The 15,226-nt window shown below is 56.8% G+C and carries 15 protein-coding genes; 9 read left to right on the top strand and 6 right to left on the bottom strand.

The features are described from left to right. Positions 1 to 51 precede the first annotated feature (51 nt). On the top strand, positions 52 to 618 hold the full coding sequence (locus tag AC3WS7_RS12495) for a nitroreductase family protein (protein ID WP_296465405.1): 567 nt from the start codon (positions 52 to 54) through the stop codon (positions 616 to 618). A gap of 48 nt (positions 619 to 666) precedes the next feature. On the opposite strand, the gene apbC is transcribed toward AC3WS7_RS12495, so the two are convergent. Beyond that, on the bottom strand, positions 667 to 1,758 hold the full coding sequence (gene apbC, locus AC3WS7_RS12490) for an iron-sulfur cluster carrier protein ApbC (RefSeq protein ID WP_492656592.1): 1,092 nt from the start codon (positions 1,756 to 1,758) through the stop codon (positions 667 to 669). Between the two features lie 163 nt (positions 1,759 to 1,921). Between apbC and AC3WS7_RS12485 the strand changes: the two genes are divergently transcribed. Further along, complete coding sequence (locus AC3WS7_RS12485; protein WP_296465400.1) at positions 1,922 to 3,205, top strand: patatin-like phospholipase family protein; 1,284 nt, start codon at positions 1,922 to 1,924, stop codon at positions 3,203 to 3,205. A 12-nt stretch (positions 3,206 to 3,217) separates the two neighbouring features. Here the strand turns inward: AC3WS7_RS12485 and AC3WS7_RS12480 are convergent, their stop codons facing one another. Continuing rightward, on the bottom strand, positions 3,218 to 4,153 hold the full coding sequence (locus AC3WS7_RS12480; protein WP_296465398.1) for a LysR family transcriptional regulator: 936 nt from the start codon (positions 4,151 to 4,153) through the stop codon (positions 3,218 to 3,220). Between the two features lie 119 nt (positions 4,154 to 4,272). On the opposite strand from AC3WS7_RS12480, the gene AC3WS7_RS12475 reads away from it, so the two are divergent. Beyond that, on the top strand, positions 4,273 to 4,884 hold the full coding sequence (locus AC3WS7_RS12475) for an FMN-dependent NADH-azoreductase (RefSeq protein ID WP_296465395.1): 612 nt from the start codon (positions 4,273 to 4,275) through the stop codon (positions 4,882 to 4,884). A 197-nt stretch (positions 4,885 to 5,081) separates the two neighbouring features. Next, a complete protein-coding gene (locus AC3WS7_RS12470; RefSeq protein ID WP_492656591.1) occupies positions 5,082 to 5,663 on the top strand; it encodes a hypothetical protein in 582 nt (193 codons plus the stop codon). Here the strand turns inward: AC3WS7_RS12470 and AC3WS7_RS12465 are convergent. Further along, a complete protein-coding gene (locus AC3WS7_RS12465; protein WP_492656590.1) occupies positions 5,590 to 6,693 on the bottom strand; it encodes an IS1595 family transposase in 1,104 nt (367 codons plus the stop codon). The genes AC3WS7_RS12470 and AC3WS7_RS12465 overlap by 74 nt on opposite strands. Before the next feature lie 421 nt (positions 6,694 to 7,114). Between AC3WS7_RS12465 and AC3WS7_RS12460 the strand changes: the two genes are divergently transcribed. Next, a complete protein-coding gene (locus AC3WS7_RS12460) occupies positions 7,115 to 8,071 on the top strand; it encodes a hypothetical protein (RefSeq protein WP_492656589.1) in 957 nt (318 codons plus the stop codon). 635 nt (positions 8,072 to 8,706) lie between these two features. Here the strand turns inward: AC3WS7_RS12460 and AC3WS7_RS12455 are convergent. Next, positions 8,707 to 9,132, bottom strand: coding sequence for a hypothetical protein (locus AC3WS7_RS12455; RefSeq protein ID WP_492656588.1), 426 nt, complete (start codon positions 9,130 to 9,132; stop codon positions 8,707 to 8,709). Between the two features lie 365 nt (positions 9,133 to 9,497). On the opposite strand from AC3WS7_RS12455, the gene AC3WS7_RS12450 reads away from it, so the two are divergent. From AC3WS7_RS12450 to AC3WS7_RS12440, 3 genes are all read left to right on the top strand, one after another. Further along, positions 9,498 to 9,875 (top strand): hypothetical protein, encoded by a 378-nt coding sequence (locus AC3WS7_RS12450; protein WP_492656587.1) that lies wholly within the window; start codon positions 9,498 to 9,500, stop codon positions 9,873 to 9,875. Between the two features lie 89 nt (positions 9,876 to 9,964). Beyond that, positions 9,965 to 10,588, top strand: a complete 624-nt coding sequence (locus AC3WS7_RS12445) for a LexA family protein (RefSeq protein ID WP_492656586.1) — start codon at positions 9,965 to 9,967, stop codon at positions 10,586 to 10,588. Next, the gene (locus tag AC3WS7_RS12440; protein ID WP_492656585.1) at positions 10,585 to 11,334 is read left to right on the top strand and encodes a DUF5131 family protein; all 750 of its coding nucleotides are present in this window, start codon (positions 10,585 to 10,587) and stop codon (positions 11,332 to 11,334) included. Before AC3WS7_RS12445 ends, AC3WS7_RS12440 begins: the two co-directional genes overlap by 4 nt. Positions 11,335 to 11,435: 101 nt before the next feature. On the opposite strand, the gene AC3WS7_RS12435 is transcribed toward AC3WS7_RS12440, so the two are convergent. Next, a complete protein-coding gene (locus AC3WS7_RS12435) occupies positions 11,436 to 12,344 on the bottom strand; it encodes a hypothetical protein (protein WP_492656584.1) in 909 nt (302 codons plus the stop codon). Positions 12,345 to 12,675: 331 nt separating this feature from the next. Here AC3WS7_RS12435 and AC3WS7_RS12430 point away from each other — a divergent pair, with 331 nt between their 5' ends. After that, positions 12,676 to 13,965, top strand: coding sequence for a three-Cys-motif partner protein TcmP (locus AC3WS7_RS12430; RefSeq protein ID WP_492656583.1), 1,290 nt, complete (start codon positions 12,676 to 12,678; stop codon positions 13,963 to 13,965). Between the two features lie 3 nt (positions 13,966 to 13,968). Here the strand turns inward: AC3WS7_RS12430 and tcmP are convergent, their stop codons facing one another. Beyond that, complete coding sequence (gene tcmP, locus AC3WS7_RS12425) at positions 13,969 to 15,171, bottom strand: three-Cys-motif partner protein TcmP (protein WP_492656582.1); 1,203 nt, start codon at positions 15,169 to 15,171, stop codon at positions 13,969 to 13,971. Positions 15,172 to 15,226: the final 55 nt, after the last annotated feature.

Below are 15,226 nucleotides of genomic sequence, written 5' to 3'. Positions count from 1 at the left end.
GCGACCGCGCGTGGTCATCTTTCCAACTAGCATAGCCGAGGACACCCGCCCATGACCGCTCCCCCCCCCGGCCTGGCCCTGCTGCTGAACCGCTACTCGCTGGGCATCAAACACCTGCAGGCACCGGGCCCCGACGCCGCCCAACTGCAAACCATGGTCGCCGCAGCGCTGCGCGCGCCCGACCATGCGGAACTGGTGCCTTTTCGTTTGGTGGTGGTGCAAGGCGAGGCCCGCAGTCGCCTGGCCGACCTGTTCGCCGAACACGCCCAGCGCAAAGGCAAAGACGCCGACGGTGTGGCCATGGAGCGCGAACGCGCGCTGCGTGCCCCCATGACCGTGGCCGTGCTGGCCCGCATCGACCTGGGCCACCCGCTGGTACCCGCACACGAGCAGTGGATGTGCGTGGGCGGCGCGGTCACCAACCTCCTGAACGCGGCCCACGCACTGGGCTTTGCCGGCAAGATGCTGAGTGGCGACAAGGCCCGCGCGCCCCACATCGCCCAGGCCTTTTGCGAGCCCGGTGAGACTCTGGTGGGCTGGATTGCGCTGGGTACGCCCACCCGCCCCCCCCACGGAGAGGCACGCAAGACCACCGCGCAAGCGCTACGCTTTTGGTAGCTGCTCGCGCAATACCGGTGCGGGCTAGAGCCCTATTTCATCTAAAAATCAGCTGTTCTTGCTGATGGTGATGGTGGGGAACTTGCTGGAGAAGTCCTTGGCCTGGGCCGCTATCTTGACGGCCACCTGGCGTGCCATGCGTTTGTAGATGTTGGCCACCTCGCCGTCGGGTTCGGCCACCACCGTGGGGCGGCCGCTGTCGGCCTGCTCGCGGATATGCAGGGCCAGCGGCAAGGCACCCAGGTAGTCCATGCCGTAGCCCTCGGCCATCTTCTTGCCGCCGTCGGCGCCAAAGATGTGTTCCACATGGCCGCAGTTGGTGCACACGTGCACCGCCATGTTTTCCACAATGCCCAGAATGGGCACGCCCACCTTCTCGAACATCTTGATACCCTTCTTGGCGTCCAGCAGCGCAATGTCCTGCGGCGTGGTCACCACCACGGCGCCCGTCATGGGCACGCGTTGGCTCAGCGTGAGCTGGATGTCGCCGGTGCCGGGTGGCATGTCGACGATCAGGTAGTCCAGGTCTTGCCAGTTGGTCTGGCGCAGCAGCTGCTCCAGCGCCTGGGTGGCCATGGGGCCGCGCCAGATCATGGCCTGGTCGCCGTCCACCAGAAAGCCGATGGACATGACCTGCACGCCATGGTTGCGCATGGGGTCCATGGTCTTGCCGTCTGCGGATTCGGGGCGGCCTTCGATGCCCATCATCATGGGCTGGCTGGGGCCGTAGATGTCGGCGTCCAGCAGGCCCACGGTGGCGCCCTCGGCGGCCAGGGCCAGGGCCAGGTTGGCGGCGGTGGTGCTTTTGCCCACGCCACCCTTGCCCGAGGCCACGGCCACAATGTTTTTCACACCGGGCAGCAACTGCACGCCACGCTGCACCGCATGGGGAATGACCTTGGTGCTGGGGGTGATGTGCACGCTGGTGACACCAGGCACCGTCTTGGCAGCGGCACTGAGCGCCTCCACCATGGCGGGCCACTGGCTCTTGGTGGGGTAGGCCAGCTCCAGGTCCAAACGGACGTCACCGCCTTGCACGGCAATGTTCTTAAGGGCCTTGGCACTGGCAAAGGTTTGCTGGGTGTTGGGGTCGATGACGCCTTGCAAGGCGTCGTGGATGGCTTGAACGGTCACGGACATGAAAACTCCTGAATCCGCCAAGTCTAAAGGGACGCCCCTACCCCTTGCCACGCTAAGCCCAAAGCGGCCAACTGCCTGGGTTTCTGCGGCGGAGCGTGGGGACTAGGGTTAACCCCGCGCAATTGTCTGTTTACAAGCGTGGCCGGTTTTTCATAATGGCCCCATGGAGCAAACCCCACCCCCTCTGCCCGCCAACGGCCTGTTGCTCACCGGCGGCGGTGCCCGGGCGGCCTACCAGGTGGGCGTGCTGGAGGCCGTGGCCGATATCCGCCTGGCCTGCGGTGCGGGCGACCAGCCCAACCCCTTTCCCATCATCGCGGGCACGTCGGCCGGCGCCATCAATGCGGCAGCCCTGGCCTGCGGGGTCGACAACTTTGACGCCACCGTGCGCATGATTGCCCACACCTGGCGCAATTTCCATGCACATGATGTGTACCGCGCCGACCACCTGAGCATGCTGCGCTCCGGCGCCACCTGGATGACGCTGCTCTCGGTGGGCTGGCTGCTGGCCAAATGGCGGCGCATCAAGCCGCGCTCCTTGCTGGACAACGCACCGCTGGGCGAGCTGCTGCAGCGCCTGGTGCCCCTGGAGCGCCTGCCCGAGCTGGTGCGCCAGGGCCACCTGCAGGCGCTGGCCGTTACCGCGTCGAGCTACAGCACGGGCGACCATGTCACGTTTTTTGAAGGCGACAAACGCCTCATGCCCTGGGTGCGTACCCAGCGTTTTTCCGTGCGCGACCGCATCACCCACGCGCACCTGCTGGCATCCAGCGCCATCCCCTTTGTGTTCCCGGCCACGCAGTTGCACATCAACGGGCGCGACGAATACTTTGGCGATGGCTCCATGCGGCAGAGCGCGCCAGTGGCACCCGCCATCCACTTGGGCGCAGAGCGCATTCTGGTGGTGGGGGCCGGGCGCATGCACGAGCCCAAGAACGAGGCCCACCTGCACACCACCAACACCTACCCCAGCATCGCCCAGATCGCGGGGCATGCCCTGTCCAACATCTTTCTGGATGCATTGGCCGTGGATGTGGAGCGCGTGCGGCGCATCAACCAGACCATCCAACTCGTGCCCGAAGAAGCACGCAAGACCAGCGCGCTCAAACCCGTGGAGCTGCTGGTGATAGCGCCCAGCCAGCGGTTGGACGCGGTGGCCTCACGCCATGTGGGCGACCTGCCGCATGCCGTGCGCACCATGCTGGGTGGCGTGGGGGTGTCGTCCCAAAAGGCCGATGTGAAAGGCGCCGCGCTGGCCAGCTACCTGCTGTTTGAGAGCGGCTACACCAGCGAACTGATGGCCCTGGGCTACGCCGACGCGCAGCGCCAGCGCGCCGAGGTCTGCAAGTTCTTTGGCTGGGTAGACCCCGAGGCCATCACCGAACCCGGCGCATTGACCACCACCCTGCGGACGGAGCGGCGTGTGGACCCGCTGCGCCTGCGCTGATTTCGCCCAGCCTCAGTCGATGGACGGGCAGCCCGGCGGCAGCTTGGGCATGCCCTCGTTGCTGGTGTGTTCATCCAGAAAGTCCAGAAACCGCCGCACCGCCGGCACCATGCCCCGACGCGACGGGTACACCGCGTGGAAGATGCCACGCTGCGGCGCCCAGCCCGGCAGCACATGCACCAGGCGCCCCTGCTCCAGCTCGCGCCGGCACATGTAGTCGGGCAGAAAACACATGCCCGTGCCCTGCAGGGCGGCAAACTTGAGCGTGAGCAGGTCATCGGCCACATAACGTGGTTGGTGCACCAGGTTGTGTACGGCGCCACCAGGCCCCTGCAGCACCAGAGTGGCACGGCCATCCACGGCCGACATGGCAATCGTGTCCATGCGCGCCAAATCGTCAATCGAGGCCGGTTGCCCCTGGCGCTCCAGCTGCAGCGGGCTGGCCACCAGCACCGTGTTGGACTCCCCCAGCTTCTTCACCACCAGGCTGCCACTGTCGTCCAGTGTGGGGCGCACGCGCAGCGCCACGTCCACGCCCTCTTCCACCAGGTCCACCACGCGGTTGCTGATGCGCATGTCCACCCGCACCTGCGGATGCCGCGCCAAAAACAGCGCCATGATGGGCCCCACCGTGCTCTGCGCCAGCGTCACCGGGCAGGCCACGCGGATGGTGCCGCGCGGCTCGGTCTGCACCTGCTCCACCGCCTCGGCAGCGGCCTCGGCCGCGTCGCGCATGGCCAGGCAATGGCGCAAATACACCTCGCCCACCTCGGTGACCGAGAGCTTGCGTGTGGTGCGCTGCAGCAGGCGCACGCCCAGCCGGGTTTCCAGCTCGGCCACGCGGCGCGAGAGCTTGGACTTCGGGATCCCCAAATGCCGCCCTGCGGCGGCAAAACCGCCCCGTTCCACCACCTCGGCAAAGTACAGCATGTCATTGGTGTCTTGCATATGCGCCCCTTTATCGTTCCAATTTCAGGACAATCTAACGCAAATATGCCAACTTATCAAACATTCGCCCATCGAAGACACTAGTTCCATCGAACTAACCCCCTTCCAAAGGACCTGTCATGAAACTCTTGCACATCGACTCCAGCATCCTCAGCGGCGGCTCCGTCTCCCGCCAACTGACCAAAGACACCGTGGCCCAGTGGGTCAGCAACCACCCCGGCACCACCGTGGAGTACCTGGATTTGGCCGTGGACACCCCCAGCCACCTGTCTGCCGACTCCCTGGGCTTCCGCGCCCCCGCCGGTGCTGAGCAAACCGATGTGCAAAAGCGTGAAAACGCCATCTCCGAAGCGCTGGTGACCCAGTTCCTGGCCGCCGACGTGATCGTGGTGGGCGCCCCGCTGTACAACTTCAGCATCCCCACCCAGCTGAAGTCCTGGATCGACCGCATCGCCCAAGTCGGCCGCACCTTCAAGTACACCGAAACAGGCCCCCAAGGCCTGGCCGGCGGCAAGACCGTGATCGTGGCCTCCACCCGCGGCGGCGTCTACTCCACCAACGACTGGGGCCGTGCAGCGGAACACCAGGAGAGCTACCTGCAAACCGTGTTCGGCTTCCTGGGCATCACCGACGTGCGCTTTGTGCGCGCCGAAGGCGTGGCCATGGGCGACGCCAAGAAAGCAGAAGCTTTGGGCGAAGCTGCCAACAGCATCGTCAAGCTGGCCGCCTGATAGTCAGATAAAGCAACGCTGGTCCACATCAACCAGCGTTGCCAAAAACAACAAAGCCCGGTTTTGCCGGGCTTTCTTGTTTTGGGCGCTTTTGAGTAGCTGTTGCCCTTTGTGAAATTTGGGTTCGCTCCTACCATTTCGGAATGGTGCGAATCCCTTCTTCAATCAAATGGTTACTGACTCGTCGTGCTCGCCTCATGGGCGAAAAACGCAAACTGGTAGCCAGATTGCCGAGGTTGATTGCGGAACTTGAACTGGAGCTTATACAAGCGCAACAACGCTTGGAAAGTTGCAAAAGACGGCTCATGATCGCCAACCAACATGGTCCTGCCCGCATTAAGCTAATGGAGCAGGACCTTGCTGCGGTCGACAACGCCATTCGATTGCATGAGATCGACATAGACCCCGAACTTTTGCGTCCCATTGAAACGCAAGAAAAGGGGCGCGTGTTTTCTCACGGAGAATTGACGCGACTAATTCTGCAGGCACTGAAGTATGCAGACGGTTCAACTCTCAATACAACAGAAATCGCCTTGATCGTGGCCCAAAATTCAGGGTTAGAGTTCTCAACGGAAGACTTACAAAGTCTTAGGTTGAGTGTTCGCTATCGGCTAAAAAATCTAGTCTTGACTGGTGATGTCCAGCGCATGCCCACAGCAAAAACCAGCAGAGAAGGTCGATGGGCGGCAAAAGCCGCCCATGCGGTTACCCAGCCTGCTGAGGCTGCAACTTGTGACGTTGCCAGTACCCGCGCCACGATATTGAGCGACCATGCTTGAACACCGCATTCAGTAGCGCGTCGGTTTTGTAGCCCTCTGTTTTACGACGAACATCCTCTCGCCAAGCCATTTCCCAGGCGAGCTCGGCGATGTAGCGAGGATCGCACTTGTGTGAAATGCCGATCACATACCGGCGGAGACGAGAGAAATAGCTTTCAGCCTGGTTTTCGTTGACACCATCAGGCGTGCTCCACTCTTCTTGGTGATTCACCGTATCGTGCTCATAATTTGTGCTTAACCGGACATATGCGTTGCTCTCATCCGTCATGATGTGAGAGCCTTGGATGACCTGCCGCAGAATGACCGGCGTTACCTGCTCCGCTGTTTCTGCTGTCAATATTGCGGCATAGGTACGTACAGCACCATGCTTCTCAATTCCACTGTGCTGCCGTATCACCAAGACAATGCGCCTGTTTTTGAGTCGCAGAATATTGGCCCGCGTGCGCACGGCCTTCCTGCGCTGCCCACTGTTTTGCTGATACAACGAGTCTGCCACTTTTACAGCAATTTCCTCGGGTCGCGGGCGCCGCCGGATACGACCACTTCGGGGTCGTCCACCAAAGTGACCGCCATCAATCTCAATAAGCCCCTCCATCGGCGTCGTATCCGCTGATCGAGTCAGTGCCTCACGGAGCTTCCCACACATCACAAATGCGGTCTTCACTTGAACTTTCAAAATCCTACTCAAGTGCAGTGCTGCCACCCCTTTTGCAGAGCTGACGAAGTACACGATGCCCAGGAGCAGCTTCTTGAAACGTAGCTTTCGATCCTGAAAAGCTGTTCCTGTTGTGCAGGAAAAGTAGGTATCGCAGTCTTTGCAGCGCCACTGTCGCCGGGCAGCTCGGTAATAGTGTTTATTGACCACCCCACAGTGGGGACATGCGACGCATTTTCGATCTCCAAACCTGATATCTACAAACTTCCAGTAACACTGGTCTTCGGACATGTCAGCCACATCGGACATGGTGAAGTCACGAATCTTGGCCAGCATTAAAAAATTTCGATGGTCATCTTTTTCTTTGGTTGTCATGGTTGTTGCGGCAAAGGAGGGGCCAACCACCCGCTTTCGCGGGAAGGTCACTCACCCTTTCGGCAACAGCTATCCCTCGCTATGAACGTACGCGAATTGACAACGGTTTGAATTGAGTTCAAAATGCACTGCAGAGGGGTCTCAAGTCTCTCCAGTCCATCAACGCCGCAAAACTCCTGGCAGAGTCTGCGGCGTTGTGCTTTCTGGGTGGTCGGTCTTTAGCTCGGAATAGCAAGTCATCCGCTCATGGGTTTTCTCCTTGCAATAGGTTGCTGTCTGCAAATTGATAGTGTTGGCGACCTCAAATGTCCACATCAGAGGGACGGAGGACGGGGATGTTTGGCGGCCAAATCCACCGTCCTGAGAGGGAATCCTAGGGAAAATCGGCGCCATAAACTACTGGGCAATCTGGACATTTGAAATGCCGCTTTACCTTGAGGACTTCGCCACCACCGATCTGCCCGAGGCGTATGAGTTGGCAATTCTTCAAATCGTCGCAGCGACCAAAGACCTGCCCATCAATCCGGCAACAGCGGTTCAGATGATTCGCTCATTCATAGAACCGCTGCTACCCGAAAAACTGCGCGTATTGCTTGAACTTAAGGGGCAGCCATCCTGGCAAAGAATTGAGGCTCTCTACCCGAGGCTTGTCTTCACGAGTGATCAAGGGCGAGAAGCGGATTTGATAGCTGCGGCGACATTGATCCATATCCTGGTCCGCCACACGACAAGGCCTCCGCGTGAATTGCCATATCCACCCTTTGTTGAGGTCTCGTCCTTTTCCCGGATTTCGGGCTATCTGGGATTACCGATAGCAAGTCCCTTGGTACTCGTTTCAGATGTCTTTGTGGATATTTACGACTTCTGCAAGTACTGCTGGCTACCCGTTCATTCACAAGGCGTATGTCGGTTCCACACCACAAAAAACCTTCCACCAAATTCGCTGGATGGGCAACCGATATGTGCGAACCTCTCATTTAAGCAGGCTCAACGACTGCGCCCGGAGTTTGATAAGCAGGTGCTCAGTCTTGTGTCGGCGCAAGAACTGGAATTTCACCATTCGGACTTCACAACGCCAGTGCTCATGCCTCCGTCAGGACTACGGGATTGGCTCCAGCGCTATCGCCCAAGATTGGCCATTCTTATCGGTCCGGTGGTTGAAATGCCTGATGCGCGTGTACTGCAGGATCTTTTAAGTACTCTCTACGGCCCGCTAGGACTTGATGTGGCTGAAGTCATTGGCGGCGCGGTACACCTACTGACGCCAATTTCGGCCCGCGCCGAGGGCTGGTTGTCCGCGTGGGAGAGTCGGCCCTCAAGGGGAGGTTCTCGTCGAAGTGTCCGTGGGATCAAAACTGCGCCGCAGTTGGGGGCATAGCTATTCCTTCTGGCGGCTCACGAGCCTATCTAACTGGGATGAAGCAACAAAATAGCGAAAACAGCAGCAGATGCATACACCAAAGGGGAGTTGGTGAGTGAAAGAAGATGAAGTTGAGAAATATGCAGGGGAAGCCAGGCAGGTCAAAAAGGAGCTTGCATCTAAGATGCAAGCTCCGTCAAATCAATCAAATATAGTTAATTGATAAGGATGCGACCGCCAGTGCTGCACAACATGCTCAAGATTGTTAAATCTCGAGCGCGTGTACGACCTGACATAAACATCCTTCTGTCTGAAGTCTGAATGCGACATATCACCTCCACATTGACTGGAGGGTAAGTTGGCTTGACCACAGCCATGTGGTTAGTTATACTAACGTACAGTTCTTCCGTAAGGAACTTTGGCTGCGGTTGGCGGGGTCTACCCTCACCACCTCTGCCTATGTCGGGTGCTTGTCTAACCGATAAGTGCTGCGACAACAATCTGCGTCAAGTTGATGACGAGCGTGCCCGGCGGATTTTTCAATAATTCCATTGGGTTCCTCCAAGTTAGCGCCCCTGCTCGGGACTGGGTTGTGTACATGAAAACCTCGCCTTTGCTGTTCTAGCAGCAGAGATCGCGAGGTTTTCGCTTTTTTACTCAGGAATTCCTTGATATTTGCCGTAGGCAGGCTTGTGGATTTTCCCCGCGTTGATCAAATGCCCAAGCGTTGACCGGACTGAATCGCGTGTCGTTGGTGTATTCATTCGCTCATTTACAGCAGCCAAAACTTCATCAGTATTTCGGATTTTCCCGTCACCAACAACCTGCAGAATTACTGGCGTCAAAGCCCCTTTTGCATTTTTTGCTGTTGATTTAACCAGTATTTCAGGTAAATCATCTGAAGGTTGCTCCGATTGTTTCGCTGAATTTCCGGCATTTTCACTTGGGCCGATAAGTTCTAACGTGTGACGTAACGACTTAATTGCCTGTGCAGCCCGCTCAACTTCTGCTTTGGCCTTCGCCATTACAGATTCCATTTCTTCAATTTTTTGATGGATGGTTGGATATTCTGGGCGCATGTTGCAATCATAGAGTCTTTTGAAAATGATTGCAACTTTAAACCTGAAATTATTCGATTTCTTCTTTGCTCTGGCGTATCTAGGTAAGCTGTGGCGGCGATCTCGGCGAGCCCCGGAGCAGTTCTACGGGCTCGGCGACTTATCAAGGCGCCCATTGGAATGATGAAATATGCCCGACGTTTTCCAAAATGTCTGAATTGGCGCACATGGCCGCAATGTCCCAATTACGACTTTGGAGCACCGAAATGCACAATGGTCAAATCGTCCTAGCCCTCAGCCGCGCTCGCCAAGTGTCTTAGGCTCCACCGACTGAGCCTGCTCCTGGAACTACAATTCTCTGCATATATGCATAATAATATGCATATATGCCCAGAGTAGCAAAACCACCGCAGGCGAATCTCCCTCGAATCCGGAAGGAGCTTATTACCTACCTGAAAAGAGTTGGCTTAACTCCTACAGCCTTCGCTATTGCTCGTGGCGTCAATCAATCGACGGTTCAAAGATTCTTGGCGGCCCGCACCAAGACTGTGACGCCAAAAATGAAATCATTATTGGAGTATGCAGATATTGACGTGGTTATGTGCATAGAAGATGCCGTTGACTCAGGGCACGATAACGCCCGGATTCGCCAAGCACTGGACAAGGTCTGGGACGGTCGCGAGAGCACCGCCGAAATCCTGGCTAAGCTGATCGAATCGGTGGGGCCGGTCATCGTGCAGGCGAACCGTAGGGGCGTCCCATGACGTTGGCCAGCCGTTACAGAACCCTTCAACCGCGCATGGGCAAGTGTCAAAAACTTGTACGGTGTATGTTCATACACCAAAATACACCCATGGGCAAAGCTAACACTGACCACCAGCATCTCTTGAAGCTGCGAGACCTTTATGCAACTGACCATGCACTGCCCAGTTCGCTCGCCCGGATGGCTGAAATTCTGGGATTCAGCTCCGCCAACGCGGCTTTGAAATTGTGTGATCGCCTGTGTGCGGACGGGTTCCTGCGCAAAGGTCCCGGTGGCAAGGTACTGCCAACGGATCGGTTTTTTGAGTTGCCCTTGATGGATGCCAGCGTGCGCGCAGGCACGCCGGATGCCGTCGAACCCCAGTCGTGGTCGGACATGATGACGCTGGAGAGCTTTCTGATTAAACGTCCATCGAAGACAGTGCTACTGAGGGTCAGGGGAGACTCGATGCAGGAGGCTGGCATTCTGGATGGCGACTTGGCCATCATCGAGCGCACGAAGCAGGCCCAAGAAGGACAGTTTGTGGTGGCGGTTGTCGATGGCGCCTATACGCTCAAGGAACTACGGTACGAGGGCAAGCGGCCAGTGTTGATGCCGCATAACTCAGAGCACAAGCCAATCCGTCCGCAATCGGACCTGGAGGTTTACGGAATTTTTCGAGGCTTGGCGCGCAGCTACTGGCCCACTAAAGCAAAAGGAGGAAACATCTTATGACCACGACCAGCAAGATCGAATGGACCGAGCAGACATGGAACCCCACGGTTGGCTGTACCAAGATATCTGCGGGCTGTAAGAATTGCTATGCAGAGAGCATGGCACACCGGTTGCAAGCCATGGGCACGCCTGGCTACGAAAACGGCTTCCAGCTCTCCATGCTGCCGCAACGACTGAACGATCCGATACTGCGCAACAAGCCGACGACGTACTTTGTCAACTCGATGTCTGACCTGTTCCATGATCGGATCCCCGATGAGTACATCGAAAAGGTTTTCGATGTCATTCACAAAACGCCACGCCACACCTACCAAATCTTGACGAAGCGCGGGGCCCGCATGGCGCGTTTCTTCAAAAATAGGGAGGTCCCAAAGAACGCTTGGCTGGGCGTATCCGTAGAGAACAAGAAGCACGGCGTGCCACGCATCGACCATCTTCGCAAGGTACCGGCGCACATCCGTTTCCTCTCTGTAGAGCCGCTTTTGGAGGATGTAGGCGAACTGGATCTGACCAATATCCATTGGGTGATCGTCGGTGGCGAATCCGGTCCGAAGGCCAGGCCCATGAAGCCCGAATGGGCCGATTCCGTGCGCGAGCAGTGCGAAGAACAGAATGTTGCCTTCTTCTTCAAGCAGTGGGGTGGCTGGGGTGCCGATGGCAAGCGCCGCGCCAAGTCTGCCAATGGACGCCTGTTGAACGGTCGAACCTGGGACCAGATGCCAGCGCAGATGATGGCGCTAGCTTGATGCTGCCGTGTTGTAGTTATTGGACGCGCATGCACACGTGTTGCGTATTCCCAATCTTGTGACACCACTTCATTCTCTTTCCGCACCCGCAAGGACAAGTGTTACCCATGGATATTCGTATCTAGCATCTTTCGGGCTATTGGCCATTCTGGATACAGCACAGAAAACAGGTGAACGATCGCTTGATGTGCTACTTGCACATATGTCGCAGCTTCTGCTTTTGAAATCATTACACCGGTAGGGCGATGGACAAGCTTGTTTCGTGTCGTAACCCCATCCCGGATGGCTTTAAGGCATGGAGACTTAACACCAAACGTCTCTTCCATGATGCTTCCGTAGAGTTTGTGCAGCGGCGGCGACGGCATTTCAAGTAGCAGGGTTTCAACTTCTGGCCGCTTGCGGATCAAGGCTTCCTTTATGCAGAGCTCAAGTGCAATCGTTGCGTCAATCCATTTAAACCGTGGCTCATCTTCTTGGATTGCTCTTAAGAGATGGCGCATTCCTGCAAGCGGCAGGTATCCTTTTTCGAATCCAGTTTGCAAGTCAGCTGATGTTTCAGCTTGTAGCGACAGCGACGAGTGACTAGATAAGCTGCCAATAATTTGGGGGGGGAAATCAAATTTATTGCCATCCTCGTCAACACAAAAAAAGCTATCTACAAGACCTATGAGGCTGTCAGGAATACCAGGCCGGAACAGAAGGTATTTAATCGTTTCAACGACAGTGCGAGCAGCTCCTTCTAGCCGCGCTGCAATGCCTTCAATCTCGTCGCTCAGCACGGGTGGATAGTTGCCGTGCTTTGGAAGTGACTTGAGCCAATCAAGCACGGCATCGCTAAGACTGTGTTGTTGAATCTCTGCTCGCACGCGAATTTCGTTACGAAGAATCGATACGGCAACAGCTTGCTTACCTTGTCCAACATTGAAGTCGATATCGGTGTGGCAAGGCATTCGCGCAGAACCGATGTTGGATAGTATGGGATACGTTGCAGAAATGGTAACAATGGGCATATGGTTTCGCATGGTTTAACCATGCTGGCAATGCAGTAGCGCTGTGGTTGCCGAATCTCCGCTTTGCTTTCTATCGTACTTTATCTAGTGACTGATTGTCTCTACGCTTGTGGCGCGGTTGAATGGCTGCGCAGCAAAGACATTGCAGCGGGGCTTATCGCATCTTCGTTTTTTTCGGGCCGGTGGCTATGGTGATTTTTTGCTGACTGATCATGACGCTGATGCAGTTAGCGAGGACACGTAATGTGTCTGCTAGCGAATGGCTTGCCCGTCGGGAGAATCGGCACTAGTTGCACTAGCATATGAGATTCCTAGGCTCTAATAAAATTACATGACAAAGCGGGGAGACAAGTACAACTGGCAGATGGGTGCCGCGCCACCATCCATAGACCACCACAGCCTGGTCAAGCACCAAATCGTCCGAGAGTACCTTGGACGCTACATCAAGGTGCTGATGAGCAACTACAACATCGAGAAATTGGTGCTGTCCATTGTGGACGGATTTGCTGGCGGTGGCGAGTACATTGCACCCGACGGCCAGGGCTTCAGCCCGGGATCTCCGCAGATCGTGCTGGACACCGTCACCGAACAAGAGGCGTTACTCAACATCGGGCGGGATAAACCTCGCAAGGTGGACGCCAAGTACTACTTCGTCGAACAACACCGCTCCACACACGCCTATCTAAATGCGTTGCTGGCCACGAAATACGGCGACGCTCGGTTGGGCAAGGACATCATCTCGGTCCAGGGTGCTTTTGATGCCCACGTTCACAAGATCAATCAGGACATTATTCAGCGCCAAGGCGGGGGACGCGCTATTTTCCTACTGGACCAGTACGCCTACGACAAGGTGCCGGTACCTCTGATCAAGAAGATTTTTACCGAGGTGGACAAGCCCGAGGTGATCCTGACCTTTGGTGTGGATTCGCTAATCTCATTCTTGGCGGACAACTCCCAAAGCCGAAAAAAAATGGAAGAGCTCGGCTTGGACGTCCACATTGACTGGGCAACCCTCGAATCGCTTAGAGGGGCGCCTCCGGCGGTCTGGCGTTCAGCTATCCAGCGCAACCTAGCGAAGGGGCTGATCGAGAGCAGCGGTGCTACCCATTCCACCATCTTCTACATAACGCCTATGGGCAACTCGTCTTGGACGTACTGGCTGGTCCACTTGTCCAAAAACTACAAAGCTCGCGACGTCATGATGGGGCTGCACTGGGAAATGGCCAACCACTTCTCGCATTACCTTGAGCCAGATCTGTTCACTTTGGGATACCGAGCTGGGAGCGACGGGGCCGCGACACAGCAGTACGACATGGAGCTGGGCGAGGCCCACCATTTCGACACTATTGCCTCCGACAAATGCAAACGAGGCTTGGGCGAAAAGCTCATGCCAATACTGTTCGGGCGCAGTGATCCTATTGAGTTCCGGCAGTTAACTGAGTCGATGGGCAGCCTTACGCCTGCGACCGGTGACATGATCAAGGAATCCCTTGACGAAGCCATCCGGTGCAACGAACTACTGGTGAGGTCCCCGGACGGAAAGACCCGCACTAAGGGGAGCTCCATCAAACCGGGTGACCTACTTCAGGCCAAACAGAAGTCGCTGATCTACTTGGGCTGATGCTCAGAGCGTCAGAACCAACTGTTCCTTCTTCTTGTAATGAAGTGGGCTTGTTGGTCGATGACTGGTCGCATTGAGGTTGCGGACCTTGCCCGTTTTGATCAATCGGGCTAAAGAAGCCTGAAGATCGTTGGGTGTCCATCCTTGCTGTTCTAGGATGTCGGCGAAAGCGTTCTCGTCCATCACCTTGGGAGTGGCAGACAAGTATCCGAGCCAGAACTGATCCACTACATCTGGACTGGCTTGCTCATCATCATCGACCAAGTTGTCGTATGTCTCGGCGAACATGTCCTCAATCCCGCTTTGCTGTTGCCGGGTTTCGACCTTCTTGGCGACGCGAACGCGCTTTTGGATGAGTTCGACATCCTGCGATATCTGCATGAATTCGATGATGCCCACGGGGTGCGTGGTCAGATAGACCAGATGGTACTTGGCGCGTTCCCTGTCTCTGTCCATGACACGCACATAGGCTGTCCTCGGTCCAAATCTAGCCCGTTGCGGTGGAAGTGCGTTCTTGATCCCCGCGCGGTAGGTACTGAGCAGCGCGGTCTCTCGAATCTGGGGGGACGCTCCCTCCCAACTCTGAATAACTTCAATTGGCTGATCCAGAAACTCCGCGATTTCATCCTGCCACTCGCGCATCGCTGCCGTGCGATTGATGAAGTCGTACATGAAGTTGATCAAAAATTCCGACCGCGGCCGTGCCAAGAGGGTACGCAGGTTGGGAACGCCAACCGTCTTCCAGCCCTTGGGGTCGATGAAGAAAAACGCGAATGCTGTGTTACCGCACCATTGGAGGATGTCCTGCCGCAGGGCAAGGAAGTCGCCTTCCCTGCATTCGGCATCAACGCCGGCGGGCGTCGCCTTCTGGAGGTAGTCGGACAGTCTTCCGAAGGCTCGCTTGTCCAATTCGATGTACAACGCGCGCATGGTCGCGTCGACACCGAGCTTGGCCAGTTTCTGCTTGCACATGGCCATGGTGCGCATGGAGATGGCGATGGAGGTACCCTCCATTTGCTCCGAGTCATCCCCCCAAGGACCGGCAAAGCAGTCGACGTAACAAATCTCGATCTTTCCCTGTGACCTGGCGGCCATGCCGATAATCAGCAGCAACTTTTCAAGGTAATTCTCAAGCAATTGGTGCTTGATCCAGGCCTGCTCACGGCCGTCATAAATTGCAGGCACTGAGGCCGCATTTCTTTTCATTCATTCTCCCTGAGTACTCCCGGAAACACCGGCGCTTAGCGCAGCTTAGTTTGGT

The sequence above is a fragment of the Rhodoferax sp. EU05-FHT12H12 genome (assembly GCF_058791215.1).
The sequence above is the reverse complement of the archived record's forward strand: the minus strand, read 5'-3'. Positions and strand labels throughout refer to the sequence as shown.

Excerpts from the sequence above, each read along its gene's own strand:
- AC3WS7_RS12495 (WP_296465405.1), top strand. The coding sequence starts at position 52 with ATGACCGCTCCCCCCCCCGGCCTGGCCCTGCTGCTGAACCGCTACTCG.
- apbC (WP_492656592.1), bottom strand. The coding sequence starts at position 1,758 with ATGTCCGTGACCGTTCAAGCCATCCACGACGCCTTGCAAGGCGTCATC.
- AC3WS7_RS12485 (WP_296465400.1), top strand. The coding sequence starts at position 1,922 with ATGGAGCAAACCCCACCCCCTCTGCCCGCCAACGGCCTGTTGCTCACC.
- AC3WS7_RS12480 (WP_296465398.1), bottom strand. The coding sequence starts at position 4,153 with ATGCAAGACACCAATGACATGCTGTACTTTGCCGAGGTGGTGGAACGG.
- AC3WS7_RS12475 (WP_296465395.1), top strand. The coding sequence starts at position 4,273 with ATGAAACTCTTGCACATCGACTCCAGCATCCTCAGCGGCGGCTCCGTC.
- AC3WS7_RS12470 (WP_492656591.1), top strand. The coding sequence starts at position 5,082 with ATGGGCGAAAAACGCAAACTGGTAGCCAGATTGCCGAGGTTGATTGCG.
- AC3WS7_RS12465 (WP_492656590.1), bottom strand. The coding sequence starts at position 6,693 with ATGACAACCAAAGAAAAAGATGACCATCGAAATTTTTTAATGCTGGCC.
- AC3WS7_RS12460 (WP_492656589.1), top strand. The coding sequence starts at position 7,115 with ATGCCGCTTTACCTTGAGGACTTCGCCACCACCGATCTGCCCGAGGCG.
- AC3WS7_RS12455 (WP_492656588.1), bottom strand. The coding sequence starts at position 9,132 with ATGCGCCCAGAATATCCAACCATCCATCAAAAAATTGAAGAAATGGAA.
- AC3WS7_RS12450 (WP_492656587.1), top strand. The coding sequence starts at position 9,498 with ATGCCCAGAGTAGCAAAACCACCGCAGGCGAATCTCCCTCGAATCCGG.
- AC3WS7_RS12445 (WP_492656586.1), top strand. The coding sequence starts at position 9,965 with ATGGGCAAAGCTAACACTGACCACCAGCATCTCTTGAAGCTGCGAGAC.
- AC3WS7_RS12440 (WP_492656585.1), top strand. The coding sequence starts at position 10,585 with ATGACCACGACCAGCAAGATCGAATGGACCGAGCAGACATGGAACCCC.
- AC3WS7_RS12435 (WP_492656584.1), bottom strand. The coding sequence starts at position 12,344 with ATGCCCATTGTTACCATTTCTGCAACGTATCCCATACTATCCAACATC.
- AC3WS7_RS12430 (WP_492656583.1), top strand. The coding sequence starts at position 12,676 with ATGACAAAGCGGGGAGACAAGTACAACTGGCAGATGGGTGCCGCGCCA.
- tcmP (WP_492656582.1), bottom strand. The coding sequence starts at position 15,171 with ATGAAAAGAAATGCGGCCTCAGTGCCTGCAATTTATGACGGCCGTGAG.